At 66.7% G+C, this 17,198-nt stretch carries 18 protein-coding genes and 1 pseudogene; 13 read left to right on the top strand and 6 right to left on the bottom strand.

Annotation, left to right across the window (positions count from 1 at the left end; translation table 11 throughout):
- Nucleotides 1–140: 140 nt before the first annotated feature.
- On the top strand, nucleotides 141–1,004 hold the full coding sequence (locus AWC07_RS17050) for a 3-hydroxybutyryl-CoA dehydrogenase (RefSeq protein WP_036411685.1): 864 nt from the start codon (nucleotides 141–143) through the stop codon (nucleotides 1,002–1,004).
- 12 nt (nucleotides 1,005–1,016) lie between these two features.
- On the opposite strand, the gene pcaA is transcribed toward AWC07_RS17050, so the two are convergent.
- Together pcaA and AWC07_RS17040 are read right to left on the bottom strand one after the other, a co-directional pair.
- Nucleotides 1,017–1,880 (bottom strand): cyclopropane mycolic acid synthase PcaA, encoded by an 864-nt coding sequence (gene pcaA / locus AWC07_RS17045; RefSeq protein WP_085105155.1) that lies wholly within the window; start codon nucleotides 1,878–1,880, stop codon nucleotides 1,017–1,019.
- Between the two features lie 155 nt (nucleotides 1,881–2,035).
- Entirely contained in the window at nucleotides 2,036–2,743 is a 708-nt protein-coding gene (locus AWC07_RS17040; RefSeq protein ID WP_036412682.1) for a TetR/AcrR family transcriptional regulator, read from the bottom strand.
- A gap of 138 nt (nucleotides 2,744–2,881) precedes the next feature.
- On the opposite strand from AWC07_RS17040, the gene AWC07_RS17035 reads away from it, so the two are divergent.
- The 6 genes from AWC07_RS17035 to deoC all read left to right on the top strand — a co-directional run bounded on the left by AWC07_RS17035 (nucleotide 2,882) and on the right by deoC (nucleotide 7,209).
- Entirely contained in the window at nucleotides 2,882–4,243 is a 1,362-nt protein-coding gene (locus AWC07_RS17035; RefSeq protein ID WP_036412681.1) for a DUF445 domain-containing protein, read from the top strand.
- Between the two features lie 84 nt (nucleotides 4,244–4,327).
- Nucleotides 4,328–4,744 carry a helix-turn-helix domain-containing protein gene (locus tag AWC07_RS17030; RefSeq protein WP_036412680.1) on the top strand — a complete coding sequence of 139 codons (417 nt, stop codon included), beginning with the start codon at nucleotides 4,328–4,330 and terminating at the stop codon, nucleotides 4,742–4,744.
- A gap of 299 nt (nucleotides 4,745–5,043) precedes the next feature.
- On the top strand, nucleotides 5,044–5,658 hold the full coding sequence (hbhA, locus tag AWC07_RS17025) for a heparin-binding hemagglutinin HbhA (protein ID WP_036398732.1): 615 nt from the start codon (nucleotides 5,044–5,046) through the stop codon (nucleotides 5,656–5,658).
- 129 nt (nucleotides 5,659–5,787) lie between these two features.
- A complete protein-coding gene (locus AWC07_RS17020) occupies nucleotides 5,788–6,075 on the top strand; it encodes a DUF2516 family protein (RefSeq protein ID WP_023370391.1) in 288 nt (95 codons plus the stop codon).
- A gap of 4 nt (nucleotides 6,076–6,079) precedes the next feature.
- Nucleotides 6,080–6,520: a DUF2599 domain-containing protein gene (locus tag AWC07_RS17015; protein ID WP_036412679.1), complete on the top strand. Its 441-nt coding sequence runs from the start codon at nucleotides 6,080–6,082 to the stop codon at nucleotides 6,518–6,520.
- Nucleotides 6,520–7,209, top strand: coding sequence for a deoxyribose-phosphate aldolase (gene deoC / locus AWC07_RS17010; protein ID WP_036412677.1), 690 nt, complete (start codon nucleotides 6,520–6,522; stop codon nucleotides 7,207–7,209). The genes AWC07_RS17015 and deoC overlap by 1 nt, the downstream gene beginning before the upstream one ends.
- 6 nt (nucleotides 7,210–7,215) lie before the next feature.
- Here deoC and AWC07_RS17005 read toward each other — a convergent pair whose 3' ends face one another.
- Genes AWC07_RS17005 through AWC07_RS16995 form a run of 3 tightly spaced genes read right to left on the bottom strand, consistent with a single transcriptional unit; the run spans nucleotide 7,216 to nucleotide 9,674 of the window.
- Nucleotides 7,216–8,283 (bottom strand): LmeA family phospholipid-binding protein, encoded by a 1,068-nt coding sequence (locus AWC07_RS17005; RefSeq protein WP_036412676.1) that lies wholly within the window; start codon nucleotides 8,281–8,283, stop codon nucleotides 7,216–7,218.
- Nucleotides 8,280–9,110, bottom strand: a complete 831-nt coding sequence (locus AWC07_RS17000; RefSeq protein ID WP_036412675.1) for a carbon-nitrogen hydrolase family protein — start codon at nucleotides 9,108–9,110, stop codon at nucleotides 8,280–8,282. The genes AWC07_RS17005 and AWC07_RS17000 overlap by 4 nt, the downstream gene beginning before the upstream one ends.
- 39 nt (nucleotides 9,111–9,149) lie before the next feature.
- On the bottom strand, nucleotides 9,150–9,674 hold the full coding sequence (locus AWC07_RS16995; protein WP_036412673.1) for a DUF2505 domain-containing protein: 525 nt from the start codon (nucleotides 9,672–9,674) through the stop codon (nucleotides 9,150–9,152).
- 2 nt (nucleotides 9,675–9,676) lie between these two features.
- Between AWC07_RS16995 and AWC07_RS16990 the strand changes: the two genes are divergently transcribed.
- Nucleotides 9,677–10,801: a UDP-N-acetylmuramate dehydrogenase gene (locus tag AWC07_RS16990; protein ID WP_051507960.1), complete on the top strand. Its 1,125-nt coding sequence runs from the start codon at nucleotides 9,677–9,679 to the stop codon at nucleotides 10,799–10,801.
- Nucleotides 10,802–10,896: 95 nt separating this feature from the next.
- Entirely contained in the window at nucleotides 10,897–12,219 is a 1,323-nt protein-coding gene (locus AWC07_RS16985; protein ID WP_208622437.1) for a L,D-transpeptidase, read from the top strand.
- On the opposite strand, the gene AWC07_RS16980 is transcribed toward AWC07_RS16985, so the two are convergent.
- The gene (locus AWC07_RS16980) at nucleotides 12,197–12,955 is read right to left on the bottom strand and encodes an SDR family NAD(P)-dependent oxidoreductase (protein WP_036412669.1); all 759 of its coding nucleotides are present in this window, start codon (nucleotides 12,953–12,955) and stop codon (nucleotides 12,197–12,199) included. The two genes, AWC07_RS16985 and AWC07_RS16980, sit on opposite strands and share 23 nt — an antisense overlap.
- 186 nt (nucleotides 12,956–13,141) lie before the next feature.
- Between AWC07_RS16980 and AWC07_RS16975 the strand changes: the two genes are divergently transcribed.
- The 4 genes and pseudogenes from AWC07_RS16975 (at nucleotide 13,142) to AWC07_RS16960 (ending at nucleotide 17,168) form a co-directional block, all read left to right on the top strand.
- The gene (locus tag AWC07_RS16975; RefSeq protein WP_051507959.1) at nucleotides 13,142–14,443 is read left to right on the top strand and encodes an ROK family transcriptional regulator; all 1,302 of its coding nucleotides are present in this window, start codon (nucleotides 13,142–13,144) and stop codon (nucleotides 14,441–14,443) included.
- A 58-nt stretch (nucleotides 14,444–14,501) separates the two neighbouring features.
- Nucleotides 14,502–15,854, top strand: a complete 1,353-nt coding sequence (gene mshA / locus AWC07_RS16970; protein ID WP_084293494.1) for a D-inositol-3-phosphate glycosyltransferase — start codon at nucleotides 14,502–14,504, stop codon at nucleotides 15,852–15,854.
- Nucleotides 15,851–16,412, top strand: a pseudogene (locus AWC07_RS16965) (type III secretion system chaperone family protein); the annotation flags it as partial. The gene mshA and the pseudogene AWC07_RS16965, both read left to right, overlap by 4 nt.
- The gene (locus AWC07_RS16960; RefSeq protein WP_036414020.1) at nucleotides 16,413–17,168 is read left to right on the top strand and encodes a phosphoglyceromutase; all 756 of its coding nucleotides are present in this window, start codon (nucleotides 16,413–16,415) and stop codon (nucleotides 17,166–17,168) included.
- The last annotated feature ends 30 nt before the right edge of the window (nucleotides 17,169–17,198 follow it).

Below are 17,198 nucleotides of genomic sequence, written 5' to 3'. Positions count from 1 at the left end.
GTCGCAGACTCGCACTTCTGCTGCGCAGTTGATGCGAGTCTGTGTCTGCTCGCAGGAGAAGTTGACAGCGTAGGCCCTGCCCAGCCAACCTGGGCGGGGCCTACTGCGGTGCAGGACAATCCGATTCGGAAGAGGTAACAGTGAGTGACGCAGCGATTCAGCGGGTAGGGGTGATCGGGGCCGGCCAGATGGGGTCCGGAATCGCCGAGGTCTCGGTCCGCGCGGGCGTTGAAGTGACGGTGTTCGAGACGACCGAGGCGCTGGTCACCGCCGGACGCAACCGCATCGTGAAATCGCTGGAGCGGGGCGTCAGCGCGGGCAAGGTGACAGAGCGCGAGCGGGACCGCGCGCTGAGCAAGTTGACCTTCACCACCGACCTGAATGACCTGGCCGACCGGCAACTGGTGATCGAGGCCGTGGTCGAGGACGAAGCCGTCAAGGCCGCGATCTTCGCCGAACTCGACCGAGTCGTCATCGATCCCGACGCGGTGCTGGCATCCAACACCTCCAGCATCCCGGTCATGAGAATCGCCGCGGCCACGAAAAACCCTCAGCGAGTGTTGGGTCTGCACTTCTTCAATCCGGTCCCGGTGCTGCCGCTGGTCGAGTTGGTCACCACCCTGGTCACCGACGAGGCCGCTGCCGCACGCACCGAAGAGTTTGCCGGCACCGTCCTGGGCAAGCAGGTGGTGCGCTGCTCCGACCGATCCGGTTTCGTGGTGAACGCCCTTCTGGTGCCGTATCTGTTGTCGGCGATCCGGATGGTCGAAGCCGGGTTCGCCACGGTCGAAGATGTCGACAAGGCCGTCGTTGCCGGGCTGTCGCATCCGATGGGGCCGTTGCGCTTGTCCGACCTCGTCGGCCTCGACACGCTCAAGCTCATTGCCGACAAGATGTTCGAGGAGTTCAAGGAGCCGCTGTACGGACCGCCGCCGCTGTTGCTGCGGATGGTCGAGGCCGGCCAGCTGGGTAAGAAATCCGGTCGCGGTTTCTATACGTACTAAAAAGCGCGTCGGCTACTTCTCCAACGTGAACTGGTCGACGTCGGTGTAGCCCTCGCGAAACAGTTTCGCGCAACCCGTGAGGTACTTCATATAGCGGTTGTAGACCTTCTCGGACTGGATCGCGGTCGCCTTCTCCCTGTTGGCTTCCAGCGCCGCTGCCCACGTGTCCAGTGTCTTTGCGTAGTGCAGCTGCAACGACTGAACCCGGGTGACTTTGAAACCGGCTGTGGTGGCGTGCTCTTCGACCGTTGGGATCGTTGGCAGCCAGCCACCGGGGAATATCTCGGCCAGGATGAATTGAGTGAAGTGCACGATTTCGTGGGTCAGGGTCAGCCCCCGCGCTCGAGCGTCTTTGAAGGTGGGACGAGCGATGGTGTGCAGCAGCATCACGCCGTCGGAGGGCAATATGTTGTAGGCCATCTTGAAAAAGCGTGGGTAGCGCTGACGACCGAAGTGCTCGAAAGCGCCGATCGAGACGATCCGGTCGACCGGCTCGTGGAATTTTTCCCACCCTTCCAGCAACACCCGCCTGGTACGGGGGGTGTCCATCTTGTCGAACATCTGCTGGACGTGGGCCGCCTGGTTCTCGGATAATGTCAGGCCCACGACGTTGACGTCGTATTTTTCGATGGCTCGCCGCATGGTGGCGCCCCAGCCGCAGCCGATGTCCAACAACGTCATCCCAGGCTCGAGTTTGAGCTTTCCCAGCGCCAAGTCGATTTTTGCCAGCTGCGCCTCTTCCAGCGTCATGTCGTCTCGCTCGAAGTATGCACAGCTGTAGGTTTGGGTGGGGTCCAGAAACAGCCGGAAGAAGTCGTCGGACAGGTCGTAGTGGGCTTGGACGTTTCCGAAATGCGGCGTGAGCTGCACGGACATAGCGGTCGGGCCTTTCTGCTTCACAGAGCGTGGCTCAGCGCACCCTGGTCTCCCCCCGGATGCCCCTCAAGCATGTTAGCCGTTGCGAACAGTCTGCAACGGTCATGGCAACCGCACTTGGATCCGGACCGGCACGGCCTGGCCGCGCGGTCCAGCTATTCCACCGGTCGCCATGGCGGCACGATCGGCGTTGGATGCGGCTGCTCGCGGAACTTTTCCAGCGACCCGCCGGCCTCCACAATCCCACACAACGCACTCCAGCTCAGCATCGTCAGATAGTCGATCAGCTCGTCGCTGGTCATCCGTGGCGCCGACATCCAGGAGTGGGTGGCCAACTGAACGCCGCCGACGATCAGATACGCCCACGGTTCCACCCCGCCGGTGTCCATGCCGACCTCCTGCATGCGGTGGCGCAGCATCACTGCGATCATGCGGGCAATGATCCGTTCGGAGTCGGCGATCACCTTGCTCTTGCTGGCCGAGCTGTTGGCCATCACGAACCGGTACGGCTCGGGTTCGGACGCCACCGTTTCGACATAAACCCGGATGACTTCGCGAGTCAGCTCGTAGCCGTCGAGGTTGGATGACAGCGCCGCGGCCATATTCGGAATCAACGTGGTCTGTGCGAACCGCATCATCACCGCGGTCGTCAGGTCATTCTTGTCGACGAAGTAGCGGTAGAGCACCGTCTTGGAAACGCCGATCTCCGCCGCGATCTCGTCCATGCTCAGGAAGCGGCCGCGGACGCGAATGGCCTCGATTGTCCCGTCAACGAGTTCGTTGCGCCGCTCCACCTTATGCTGGTGCCAGCGCCGCTTGCGCCCATCCGTTTTGCCCGTCACGGCCGGGATATGCTCTGTCACTCTCCGCCGATTCCCATTCATTAGACGCAGTCGATACTACGGCGTGCGGGGGCTGATATGACTCATCGGCTACCCGGTGCGTGAACCCTGGGAAGAGTGCCGTCACACTAACTGGTCGCCGCGATAGCGGATGATGGTGTGGTGGCACACAGAGTCGACGCGTCGGGTTCGCCGCCGAGGCTTGAAGTGAGCACACCTCCGTTCCGGGTACGCCGGCCGTCCCTGGCGGAGTCGTTCGCCGGTGCCGATCCGCAGGCGGACGCTGAGCGCCGGCGGGCGCTGCGACGGATGAAATTGGTGGCGTTGAGTTTTCTGCTCGGCGCCACGGTGGTGTTTCTCGCCTGCAGGTGGGCGCAGGCGGATGGCGTCGCACCACTGTGGGTTGGCTACGTCGGGGCGGCCGCGGAGGCGGGCATGGTGGGAGCACTGGCCGACTGGTTCGCGGTCACTGCGTTGTTCAAGTATCCGCTGGGCATTCCGATCCCGCACACCGCCATCATCAAACGCAAGAAAGACCAGCTGGGCGAGGGCCTGGGCGCCTTTGTCCGGGAGAATTTCCTGTCCGGACCGGTGGTGGTGACCAAACTGCGCGACGCGCAAGTGCCCAGCCGGCTGGGGAAGTGGCTGTCGGATCCCGCGCACGCCCGTCGGGTTGCGGCCGAGACGGCCACGGTGCTGCGGGTACTGGTGGAGCTGCTCAACGACGACGAGATCCACCAGTTGATCGACCGCATGATCATGCGCCGCATCGTCGAGCCGCAGTGGGGCCCACCGGTGGGACGGATGCTGCAGACGGCGCTGTCCGAGAACCGGCAGGAGGCGCTGATCCAGCTGCTGGCCGACCGCGCATTTCAGTGGTCGCTGAATGCCGGGGTGGTTATTCAGCGGGTGGTGGAACGCGATTCGCCGACCTGGTCGCCGCGATTCATCGACCATCTGGTGGGCGACCGTATCCATCGCGAGTTGATGGACTTCACCGACAAGGTCCGCCGTAATCCGGATCACGATTTGCGCCGGTCGGCGACGCGCTTTCTGTTCGAGTTCGCCGACGACCTGCAAAACGACCCGGCCACCATCGCGCGCGCCGATAGGGTCAAAGAGCAGCTGATGGCGCGCGATGAGGTCTCCAACGCCGCCGCGGCGGCATGGACGACGCTCAAAGGGCTGGTGCTCGAGGGCGTCGACGACCCGTCCAGCAGCGTGCGCACCCGGATCGCCGACACGGTGATCCGGGTCGGCGAATCACTGCGCGACGATGCCGAGTTGCGCGACAAGGTCGACGACTGGATGGTTCGGGCCGCCCAACACCTGGTTTCGCAATATGGGGTGGAGATCACAGCGATCATCACCGACACGATCGAACGTTGGGACGCGGAGGAAGCCAGTCGGCGAATCGAATTACATGTGGGCCGCGACCTGCAATTTATTCGGATCAACGGCACTGTGGTAGGCGCATTGGCGGGGCTGGCCATCTACGCCATCGCTCAGCTCTTCTTCTAGGGGTGCTAACAAGCGCTTGCAAAAGCAAGCACCTGTCCGTACCCTGAGTGCATCAAGATCAAACAGCAGGTAAGGAGCACACCAATGCCGCCGGAGGAGAAGTTCGGGGCGAAGGTGTCCAGCGTGACTTCCAGAGCCTCCGACATCGGCAGCTTCATCCGGACACAACGCGAAACGGCGCAGGTCTCGATGCGGCAACTTGCCGAGCGGTCCGGTGTCAGCAATCCGTACCTGAGCCAGGTCGAGCGTGGCCTGCGTAAGCCGTCGGCAGACGTCCTGGCCCAGATCGCAAAGGCGCTGCGGGTTTCCGCCGAGGTTCTTTATGTGCGGGCCGGGATTCTCGAGCCCAGCGAGACCAGCCATGTCCGTGACGCCATCATCACCGACACGGCGATCACCGAGCGTCAAAAGCAGATCCTGCTGGATATCTACGCCTCGTTCACCCATCAGAACGAAGCCACCCGTGAGGAGCGTTCGAGCCCATCCGACATTGACGAATGATCAGCTTGTCGGCCGTCAGATCCGACGTCAGGTGTGGTCTAGATCGACGGCCGCCGGGCAACCCAAGAGGGACGGGGAATTCTGTTTCGGGCAAGCCGCCTGACCGACCCGACAACGCGGCCCGGACAACGACGAACTCGATCACCAACCGACCCGACACATCAGGAGGTCTTCAGCAAGTCGCGTGCCAGGTCAATCCGCGGGTCTTGACTACTCCGCCAGAGGAGCCGACGCTTGCTCCAACTTCATATCACGATGCGATAACACCAATAACGAAACAATTGATGAAAGGAAACACCATGGCTGAAAACCCGAACATCGAGGACCTGCGGGCTCCGTTGCTCGCCGCGCTTGGTGCCGCCGATCTGGCTCTGGCCACCGTCAACGACTTGATCGCCAACCTGCGCGAGCGTGCCGAAGAGACCCGCACCGACACCCGTACCCGCGTTGAGGCCCGCGTCGAGGAGAGTCGCGCCCGCCTGACCAAATTGCAGGAGGACCTTCCCGAGCAGTTCAGCGAACTCCGTGAGCGTTTTACCGCCGAGGAGCTGCGCAAGGCTGCCGAGGGCTACCTCGAGGCTGCCACCAACCGGTACAACGAACTGGTCCAGCGCGGCGAGGCCGCCCTCGAGCGGCTGCGCAGCCAGCCGGTCTTCGAGGATGCGTCGGCTCGTGCCGAGGGCTACGTGGACCAGGCCGTCGAGCTGACCCAGGAGGCGCTGGGCACCGTCGCGTCGCAGACCCGCGCCGTCGGTGAGCGTGCCGCCAAGCTGGTCGGCATCGAGCTGCCGAAGAAGGCGGAGTCGGGTAAGAAGGCTCCGGCCAAGAAGGCTCCGGCTGCGGCCAAGAAGGCAGCTCCGGCCAAGAAGGCGCCTGCCAAGAAGGCTCCGGCCAAGAAGGTTACCCAGAAGTAAGCTGGCGACCCTCGACTCGACTCCGAGTCGCCCCGTGGGCGACTCGGAGTCGACGTTTTTGTGGGTCCGAGTCGCCCTGTGGGCGACTCGGAGTCGACGTTTTGGGCGGTGCCCGCATACTCTTTAAGCGTGAGCCACCTTGTGGGTACTGTCATGTTGGTCTTGCAGATTGCCGTCCTGGTGACGGCGGTGTATGCCTTCGTGCATGCGGCGCTGCAGCGGCCAGACGCCTATACCGCCGCAGACAAGCTGACCAAGCCGGTGTGGTTGGTGATCCTTGGGGCGGCGGTGGCGCTGACATCCATCCTCGGTTTCGTCTTCGGCGTGCTCGGGATGGCAATCGCCGCCTGCGCGGCTGGCGTGTATCTGGTCGACGTGCGGCCCAAGCTTCTGGAAATCCAGGGTAAGTCCCGCTGACCGGATGAAAGCCCTGGTGGCCGCGCCGGCAGCGGTGCTTGTCGGCGTGCTGTGCGCTGTTCCCGCCGAAGCTGGCCCCGGTAGCGGTGTGATTGACCCGTCGGGCCCGGCGTATTCACCACCGTTCGTCGACCACACCCAATGGGCATACTCGGGGCGGCTGAGCAGCCTGCGGATCTACCCGACGCCATCCGGTCGCGCGGCTGCCCGCGACCCCGGCAGCAGCGCCGCAGCTGCCGACAAAGCCTGGGCAGAGGTACTCGGCCTGGCACCCGACGTCGACACACCCGGCATGCGGGCACAGTTCGACTGTCACTGGCGGCTGGCCGAGGTCGCAGAACCCGGGAAGCTCAGCTGGAACCTCGAGCCGTGGCGGCCGGTCGTCGACGACACGGAAATGTTTGCCTCCCGGTGCAACCCGGGTGGCGCCGAAGAGCAGTTCTGATGCCGAGCCCGCCGACCCGACGGCAGCTGGCGGCGTTGGTCGACCACACGCTACTCAAGCCCGAAGCGACCGCTGCCGATGTGGCGGCACTGGCCGAAGAAGCCGCCGAGCTGGGCGTCTGTGCGGTGTGCGTCTCGCCATCGATGGTGCCGGCCGCACGCTGTGCGCTCGCCTCCGGTGGCGTGCGGGTCGCGGCGGTGGCGGGTTTCCCGTCGGGCAAGCACCTGTCAGCGGTCAAGGCGCACGAGGCTGCGCAGGCTATCGCGTCGGGGGCAGCCGAGATCGACATGGTGATCGACATCGGCGCTGCGCTAGCCGGAGACCTGGATGCGGTGCGGTCGGACATCGAGGCGGTGCGTGCCGCGACGGCCGGGGCCGTGCTCAAGGTGATCGTCGAGTCGGCGGTGCTGTTGGACCGGGCGGGGGAGCACCTGCTGAGAGCGGTGTGTCGGGTCGCCGAGGGTGCGGGCGCCGACTTCGTCAAGACGTCGACGGGGTTTCATCCTGCGGGCGGGGCGACGGTGGCTGCCGTCGCACTGATGGCCGACACCGTCGGCGGGCGGCTGGGGGTCAAGGCCAGTGGCGGCATCCGTACCGCCGCCGACGCCGTCGCGATGCTGGGCGCCGGTGCCACCCGACTGGGCCTGTCCGGAACCCGTTCGGTTCTCGATGGGCTCAGCCCCGACTGACCGGCGTCAGAGGTTGGCGAAACAGGGATCCTGCTCGCCGCCGGCGGGGATGGTGGCGTTGCGGGTCGATAAATGAGCGGCCACACCGTTATCGGTGACCTGCACCGTGTCCCAATGAATACCCAGTGGGAAATCCTTGGTCAGCTTGCTGAAGAAGTCGTCGAGCATCGATTGCACCGACTCCTTGGGCAGCGTGAAGCCCAGCGCGTTGAACGTGACGATCGACAGTTGCAGTCCGTTTCCGGTCACCTGCGGCTTGACCACGATGTTGTCGAGAAAGCCCTTCATTTCCACAGTGCCGTCTCTGGGGTGGGTCGTCACGGTGTTGGAAACGAACGGACCCAGCACCGGTATCGCGTTCTGGAACGATTCCTTGATGCCCTCAGACGTCCACGTGACGGTGGCATCGAGCGCACCCACCGTGCCCTGGGAGTTGGGGGTGTCTCTGAGCTGGACGTCCCGAATGTTGATTTGCAGCTTCATTCCCTTGGCATCACGAACCTGGTTACCCGCCGTCTCTGCCGAGATGTTGGTGAAATGCTTGGTCGCGAGCTGCCACAGGACCAACGGGGCCACACCGAAGGAAGCGCTGGCCTTGTCCTTGACCTCACATGCCACCGCTTCGGCGATCTTGCTGTTGGCTTCATGACGGACGTACAGCTCGGCTCCGATCAGCCCCGCGACGACCAGCGAAAACACGATGATCAGGATCAGGAAGATGGACAACGGGTCGCGACGCCAGCGGCGTTTCCGTTGGGGTTTTCCCGATTCGGCGTCTTCTTGCGGCTTGGCCAGCGGAGTCGTCCTGGTCGCGGCCGCGGCTGCCGGCGGTGGCGCCGGTCGCTGTGCACCGGCGCTGGCTGCAGCCAAGTGCTCGGTCGGCTGGGTTGCCTGGCCGGCCCCCGGTCCGGCCTGAGTAGCCGGATCCTGGGCATGGGTGCCGCCAGGCCCGCCGGGACGCAATTGTCCGCCGGAGGGATCGGTAGGCGCTGGAGGCCGGCCAAGGGGACCTGGATTGCCGGGACGCGACCATGTCGACGGGCCCTCGCTGGGTGGCCCTTGCGGGTTCGTCACCTACCCGATTGTGCCCTATCAAGGTGAATGAAATCTGAGTGGTTGCGCAGCACGGCGATGCTGTCGCGGGCCGCAGTCACGTTTTCGACATCGATATCGGCGACCACGAGTTGCGGCTCTGCGCCGGCCGACGCCACCACCTGGCCTAACGGCGAAGCCACCAGACTGCCGCCCACGCCGGTAGGCGCACCCGAGCTGGTGAGCGTGCCGCCCGGATCGGCCTGACCCGCGGCGGCGACATAGCTCGTCGAGTCCAGCGCCCTGGCCCGGGCCAGCACTGTCCACTGGTCGAGTTTGCCGGGACCCGAGCCCCAGGACGCGCACACAGCGATCAGCGAAGCGCCGCGCCGCGCCAGCTCGGTGTAGAGCGCCGGGAAGCGGATGTCATAGCAAACGGTCAAACCTACCCGCACGTCGTTGACCGTGATCACCACCGGCTCGTGTCCCGGGGCGACGGTACGCGACTCGGTAAAGCCGAAGGCGTCGTAGAGATGAATCTTGTGGTAGTGCGCGTCGGGCTGATTCGGTGTCCCCGGACCAGCCGCGACCAGTGTGTTCATCACCCGCCCGTCATCGGCGGGGGTGAACATGCCCGCGACCACGGTGATGCCGGCCTCGGTCGCGATCCGCCGCACACTGCTGGCCCAGGGGCCGTCGAGGGGCTCGGCGATCGGTGCCAGCGGCACCCCGAACCGGCACATCGTCGCCTCGGGAAATACCACCAGCTCAGCGCCGGCGTCGACAGCCCGTTCGGTGTACTCACGCACCAGGAGCAGGTTCGCCGCAGGGTCGGTGCCGCTGAGGATTTGCGCCAACGCGATCCGCATACCCGCCAGCTTAGGAGCCGCCGACACCCCCGCCGGTGGCTAGGCGCTGTTGGCGATCCACTGCGTGGTGAAGCGTTGCTCCAACGTCACCAGCTGGCGCAGTTCGGTGCCGATGATGCTCTCCAGCTTGCCGCCGATCAGCGGAATGCGTACCTGGATGGTTACCTGCAGCGACAGCCGGGCGCCGCCCGAGTCGGCGTTGGGAGCCAGCACGGCGGTGCCCCACAGGTTGGCCGGAGCGTCCACGATCGATCCGGCGATGGATGCCGTGGCGATGCCGTCGGTCACCGGGCTCCACATTTCCTCGCGCCGCACGCACAGATCGCCCCGATGCAACTGGGTGACCAAACCCGGAAGGTTGTGCCGGTGCACGGTCTGCAGCGTGACCACCTCGATGGTGCCCTCGCTTCCCGACTGACCACCTACACGCATCGAGTGCAGGGTCGCAATGTCGACCGGGGTTTCCGCCAGCCTGGCCCGCCAGTACTGCTCATCGTGAAAAACCCGGTGAACTTCTTCGACGCTGCCTTCGTAGTCGGCCGACATGTCGAATGAACGCGGCATAGCTGGTCAGGCTACCGTTACGGGCCGTGATTGGTTCACGCTTTGCCGGCGCATGCGTCGAGGAGTCGGTGCCGCTGGCGCCCCTGACGACGTTGCGGGTGGGACCCGTGGCGCAGCGCGTAATCACCTGCGCCACCAGCGATCAGGTGGTCGCGGTGTTGCGGCAGCTGGACGCCGATGCCCACGCCGAACACAGTGGACCGGTGCTGGTGTTTGCTGGCGGATCCAATGTGGTGATCGGCGATGCCGTGGCCGACCTGACCGCGGTGCGGCTGGCCAATGCCGGCATCGCCGTCGACGGCAACCTGGTGCGCGCCGAGGCGGGCGCGGTGTGGGACGACGTGGTGCTCATGGCCATCGACCACGGTCTGGGCGGGCTGGAATGCCTGTCGGGGATCCCCGGATCGGCCGGAGCGACACCGGTGCAGAACGTGGGAGCGTACGGCGTGGAAGTCTCTGACGTCATCAGCCGGGTACGGCTGTTGGACCGCAGCAGTGGCCAGGTGCACTGGGTGCCGGGCGCCGCCCTGGGCTTCGGCTACCGCACCAGCGTGCTCAAGCAGGCTGGCGGGCTGCGGTTGCCGGCCGTGGTGCTGGAGGTGGAGTTCGCGCTGGATGCCTCGGGCCGCAGCGCGCCGTTGCGCTACGGCGAATTGACGGCGGCGCTGGGTTCGGCCAGCGGCGAGCGTGCCGACCCGCGAGCTGTCCGCGCGGCCGTCCTGGCACTGCGGGCACGCAAGGGCATGGTGCTCGACCCGACCGACCATGACACCTGGAGCGTGGGGTCGTTCTTCACCAACCCGGTGGTCTCACCGGACGTCTACGAACGGCTGGCGGCGGCGGTGAACGGTCCGGTGCCGCACTATCCGGCGCCGGGCGGTGTCAAGCTGGCCGCGGGCTGGCTGGTCGAGCACGCCGGGTTCGGCAAGGGGTATCCCGATCCGGCGCTCACCGGGGAGGCCGCCCCGTGCCGGCTGTCCACCAAGCACGCGCTGGCGTTGACCAACCGGGGCACCGCGACGGCGGCCGACGTGATGCTACTGGCCCGCACGGTGCGCGACGGGGTGTGTGATGTGTTTGGTATCACATTGCAACCCGAACCGATCCTGATCGGTTGCCGCTTGTAGCTGCTACTTTCGTGTCCGATACGCGCGCCGTTGCCGTTGCCGTGGCCGGTTCGCCGGCGCTTGCAGCCGGTTATGGACGGTTTGGCCCGGTATCTTTGATTCCTGTGAGCACCTCCAGCACCCCCCAAGGTCAGGGGCCGATCAACCGGCGCATGGCTTTGATGGCTCTGGGGGCCGGGGTGCTGGCGCCCAATGTGCTGGCCGCCTGCGCGGGTGGGATAACCAGGCAATCCGAGAAGAAGCCGCCGGCTGCGCCCCATCTGACATTTCGGCCGGCCGATGCCGCCGACGACGTATTGCCGATCGCCCCGATCAGCGTCGAGGTCGGTGACGGCTGGTTCCAGCGGGTGGCGCTGACCAACCCGGCCGGCAAGCTGGTTGCCGGCACCTACAACCAGGACCGCACGGTGTACACGATCACCGAGCCGCTGGGCTACGACACCACCTACAGCTGGAGCGGCGCGGCCGTCGGCCATGACGGCAAGGCGGTTCCGGTCGCCGGCAAATTCACCACCGTGACGCCCAAGAAGAAGATCGACGGCGGCTTCCAGTTGGCCGACGGCCAGACCGTCGGGATCGCGGCGCCGATCATCATTCAGTTCGACGCGCCGATCAGCGACAAGGCTTCCGTCGAGCGGGCGCTCACGGTGACCACCAACCCGCCCGTCGAGGGCAGCTGGGCCTGGCTGCCGGACGAGGCGAAGGGTGCTCGGGTGCACTGGCGTCCCCGCGAGTACTACCCGGCGGGCGCCACCGTCAACGTCGACGCCAAGCTCTACGGGCTGCCGTTCGGCAACGGGGCCTACGGTGCCCAGGATTTCTCGTTGAGCATCCAGATCGGGCGACGGCAGGTCGTCAAGGCCGAAGTCACCTCCCACCGCATCCAGGTCCTCACCGACGAGGGCGTCATCATGGACTTCCCGTGCAGCTACGGTGAAGCCGACAAGGCGCGCAACGTCACCCGCAACGGGATCCACGTGGTCACCGAGAAATACGCGGACTTCTACATGTCCAACCCCGCGGCCGGCTACAGCAATGTGCACGAACGCTGGGCCGTGCGCATCTCCAACAACGGCGAATTCATCCACGCCAACCCGGCCAGCGCGGGCGCGCAGGGCAACAGCAACGTCACCAACGGCTGCATCAACCTGTCGACCGGTGACGCCGAACAGTACTTCCACACCGCCATCTACGGTGACCCGGTCGAGGTGACCGGCAGCTCGATCCAGCTGTCTTACGCTGACGGGGACATCTGGGATTGGGCCGTGGACTGGGACACCTGGGTATCGATGTCGGCACTGCCACGCCCGACCTCCCGCCCCCCGGGCACCCAGATCCCGGTAACCGCGCCGGCCACACCCTCGACCGCGCCCAGCTTGTCCGGCACGCCGGAACCTAGCGCGGGTCCGGGTGGTTAGCCCGGCGCGTCGCCGAGGCCTGATCGCGCGGCCGGATGATGATCTGGTCCAGATTCACGTGCGACGGCCGCGAGGCCACGAACCCGATCACCTCGGCGATGTCGGCGGCCACCAGCGGCGTCATGCCGGAGTAGACCGCGTCCGCGCGTTGCCGGTCACCGTCGAAGCGGACCAGCGAGAACTCCGTCTCCACCGCGCCGGGGGCGATCTCGGTCAGCCGGACCGGCTTTCCCAGCAGCTCGCCCCGTAACGTGCGGTGCAACGCGCCTTGGGCGTGCTTGGCGGCCGTGTAGCCGGCGCCGCCGTCGTAAACCTCAAGTGCCGCAATGGAAGTGACGGTGACGATCAGCCCGTCGCCCGATTCGATCAACTTGGGCAGCAGCGCGCGGGTCACTCGCAGCGTGCCGAGCACATTCGTCTCCCACATCCAGCGCCAGTGCTGCAGGTCGGCATCGGCGACGAGCTCTAGGCCCTTTGCGCCACCGGCGTTGTTGACCAGTACGTCGACCCGGTTCAGTCCCGCGGCCAGCGCCGCCACGGCCGCGTCGTCAGTGACGTCGGCCACAACCGGGGTCCCGCCGATCTGCTGTGCCAGGTCGGTGATCCGGTCCGCACGACGGGCCACCGCGACTACATGAAAACCTTGGGCGGCAAGGGTTTTCGCGGTTGCTTCGCCGATACCGGAGCTGGCGCCGGTAACCACCGCAACCCGGTTCGGCGCGTCAGGAGTCGTCATCGGGACCACTCTAATAAACGTGCTAAATTCTCGGTGTGTACTGCAGCGCCTGGTTCAACACGACGACCGCGTGCCTTTGCGCGGGCGCCTGTTGTTGCTGCGTACTTTGTCGCGCCTGACTCACGTCAGCAAGCGTGGCCAAGGACGCCAAGGACTAGGCCAGTTGAACTCGGAATAAGGACGCCAGTGCACTCGACTACTCTCACCACCCATCGCCCCGCCCGTGGTGGCCGGCCGCGGCCGTACCGACAGGTCGTGCCGCCGTCGCTGCACCTGGCCGACTCCGCGGCCGCGTCCGTCTTCCGGGCGGTGCGGTTACGCGGCCCCGTTGGCCGCGACGTGATCGCCAGTGTCACCTCGCTGAGCATCGCGACAGTGAACCGCCAGGTCATTGCCCTGCTCGAGGCCGGTCTGCTGCGTGAACGCGCCGACTTGGCGGTCTCCGGGGCGATCGGGCGGCCCCGGGTCCCCGTGGAGGTCAACCACGAGCCGTTCGTGACACTGGGCATCCACATCGGTGCGCGCACGACCAGCATCGTGGCCGCCGACCTCTTCGGTCGCACGCTCGACGCGGTCGAGACGCCGACACCGCTCAGTCCCGCGGGGGCGGCGCTCGGGTCGCTGGCCGACAGTGCCTGCCGCTACTTGAGGCGCTGGCATCGGCGGCGGGCGCTGTGGGTCGGAGTGGCGATCGGCGGCACCGTCGACGGCGCGACCGGCCACGTCGATCACCCCCGGCTGGGCTGGCAGCGGGCACCGGTCGGGCCAGTGCTGGCCGACGCGCTGGGCCTTCCCGTCTCGGTGGCATCCCACGTCGATGCCATGGCCGGTGCCGAGCTGCTGCTCGGGATGCGACGGTTCGCACCGGGCTCGTCGACCAGCCTGTACGTCTATGCCCGCGAGACCGTGGGATACGCGCTGGTGATCGACGGGCGGGTGCACTGCCCGGCCAGCGGGCCCGGCACCATTGCGGGCCTGCCGGCCCGCTCCGAGCTGCTGGGCGGCACCGGACAGCTCGAGTCCACCGTCAGCGACGAGGCGGTGTTGGCGGCCGCGCGCCGGCTGCGGATCCTTCCGTCCGCCCCGGCCACGCGCGTCAACGGCTCGGCCGGCGCCGTCACCGACCTGCTCCGCGCGGCACGAGCCGGTAACCAACAGGCCACCGATTTGCTGGGGGAGCGGGCCCGGGTGCTCGGCGAGTCGGTCGCGCTGCTGCGTGACTTGCTCAACCCCGACGAACTGGTGGTGGGTGGCCAGGCGTTCACCGAGTACCCGGAAGGGATGGAGCAGGTGGAGAAGGCCTTCGCCGCATGCTCGGTGCTGCCGCCGCGGGACATCCGGGTCACGGCATTCGGCAACCGGGTGCAAGAAGCCGGGGCCGGCATCGTGTCGCTGGGTGGGCTCTACGCCGACCCGTTGGGCGCGATGCGTCGTGCCGGGGCACTGGGCACCCGGCTGCCGGATACCGAGCCGGGAGCGCTCGCTTAGTGCCGCTTATGCCCGTACGTGGGCCTGGCCGCGGAACGCGTCCTGTAAAGATGACAGTGTGCGCCACAGCGACGGGCCCCGGCTGGCCGGAGACGCAGACCCACGCCGGGTCGCCCTGCTGGCGGTGCACACCTCGCCGCTGGCCCAGCCCGGCACCGGCGATGCCGGCGGAATGAACGTCTACGTGCTGCAAAGTGCGCTGCACCTGGCGCGGCGCGGTATCGAGGTGGAGATCTTCACCCGGGCCACCGCTTCGACGGATCCGCCGGTGGTGCAGGTGGCGCCGGGCGTGCTGGTGCGCAACGTGGTAGCCGGGCCCTTCGAGGGTCTGGACAAATACGACCTGCCCACCCAGTTATGCGCGTTCGCGGCCGGGGTGCTGCGCGCCGAAGCCGCCCACGAACCGGGCTACTACGGCATCGTGCACTCGCACTACTGGCTGTCCGGCCAGGTCGGCTGGTTGGCCCGCGATCGCTGGGCGGTGCCGTTGGTGCACACCGCCCACACGCTGGCCGCGGTGAAGAATGCGGCGCTGGCCGACGGTGACGCACCCGAGCCGCCGCTGCGCATCGTCGGTGAACAGCAGGTTGTCGACGAGGCGGACCGGCTCATCGTCAACACCGAAGACGAAGCCCGACAACTGATTTCGATCCATCATGCGGATCCGGCGCGCGTCGACGTCGTTCATCCCGGTGTCGACCTGGACGTGTTCTCACCCGGCGACCGGCGGGCGGCGCGGGCGGCGCGGGCCGCGCTGGGGTTGCCGCTGGACGGGCAGGTGGTGGCCTTCGTCGGACGGATCCAGCCGCTGAAGGCACCCGACATCGTGCTGCGCGCCGTCGCCAAGCTCCCGGGAGTGTGCGTCGTCGTCGCCGGCGGGCCCTCGGGCAGTGGACTGGCCGCGCCGGAGGGACTGGCGCAACTGGCCGGCGAACTCGGTATCGCGCAGCGAGTGACGTTCCTGCCGCCACAGTCCCGCACGGATCTGGCGACCGTGTTCCACGCCGCCGACCTGGTCGCGGTGCCGAGCTATTCGGAGTCGTTCGGTCTGGTGGCCATCGAAGCGCAGGCCTGCGGTACGCCGGTGGTCGCGGCGGCGGTTGGGGGGCTGCCGGTCGCGGTGCGCGACGGGATTACCGGGACGCTGGTATCCGGACACGACGTGGACCGGTGGGCCGACGCGATCGAGCAGCTGCTGCGTCGCAATGCCGGCCCGCCGGGCTGGGCGATGAGTCGCGCAGCTGCCCAGCACGCGGCCGGGTTCTCGTGGGATCACACCACCGACGCACTGCTGGCCAGTTACCGGCGGGCGATCGGCGACTTCACCGCGGGGCGCCGGCGCCGGGTGCGCGACCTGGTTGCGGCGCGCAAACCGCGCCGCTGGACGGCTCGTCGCGGGGTGGGCGCGTGACATCTTCCCCGCAGGGCCCCGATGCCGCCGAGACCGTGGCGCAGGTGATCGAGCAGGCGCTGCAGGCCAGTCGGCTGAACTACTCGCGACATCCCGGCGCGCATGGCGGGCCGGCGGGAATCATCGTGGAGTTGCCGGGTGAACGCAAGCTCAAGACCAACACCATCTTGAGCATCGGGGAGCATTCGGTGCGCGTCGAGGCATTCGTGTGTCGCAAACCGGACGAGAACCACGAGGGTGTCTACCGGTTCCTGCTCAACCGCAACCGGCGGCTCTATGGGGTCGCCTACACGCTGGACAACGTCGGCGACATCTACCTGGTGGGCCGGATGTCGCTGGCCTCGGTCGACGCCGAGGAGATCGACCGGGTGCTCGGGCAGGTGCTCGAGGCGGCGGATTCGGACTTTAATACGTTGCTGGAGTTAGGTTTTCGTTCATCGATTCAAAAAGAGTGGGAATGGCGGGTTTCGCGCGGCGAATCGCTGAAGAACCTGCAGGCCTTTGCGCATCTGATCGACGACGATGACGCCGGCGACGGCGCGTGAGAAACTTGCCGGCATGGGAGACACTGGCACGTTGGTGCTGCTGCGCCACGGCGAGAGCGACTGGAATGCCCTCAACCTGTTCACCGGCTGGGTGGACGTCGGCCTGACCGAAAAGGGCGAGGCCGAGGCGATCCGAAGCGGCGAGCTGCTGGCTGAACACGACTTGCTGCCCGACGTGCTCTACACGTCGTTGTTGCGGCGCGCCATCACCACCGCGCATCTGGCGCTGGACCGCGCTGACCGACTGTGGATTCCGGTGCGGCGCAGCTGGCGGCTGAACGAACGCCACTACGGCGCACTCCAGGGTCTCGACAAGGCGGAGACGAAGGCGCGCTACGGCGAAGAGCAGTTCATGGCCTGGCGGCGCAGCTACGACACGCCGCCGCCGCCGATCGAGAAGGGCAGCGAGTTCAGCCAGGACGCCGACCCCCGGTACGCCGATATCGGCGGTGGCCCGCTGACCGAGTGCCTGGCCGACGTGGTGGCCCGGTTTCTGCCCTACTTCACCGACGTCATCGTCGGCGACCTGCGATCGGGCAAGACGGTGTTGATCGTGGCGCACGGTAACTCGTTGCGCGCGCTGGTCAAGCACTTGGACGGGATGTCCGACGACGACGTCGTCGGACTGAACATCCCGACAGGCGTTCCGTTGCGCTACGACCTGGACCGCCAAATGCGCCCGGTGCAGCCCGGCGGTCGCTATCTGGATCCGGAGGCTGCAGCCGCCGGTGCTGCCGCGGTGGCCAGCCAGGGCACGGCCAAAGTCTGATCGTCAGCGCCGGTAGGCCTGTTTGCTGAA

It is taken from the genome of Mycobacterium gastri, assembly GCF_002102175.1.
GTDB lineage: Bacteria > Actinomycetota > Actinomycetes > Mycobacteriales > Mycobacteriaceae > Mycobacterium > Mycobacterium gastri.
Note: the sequence above shows the minus strand (reverse complement) of the source record. Positions and strands in the feature narration are given on the sequence as shown.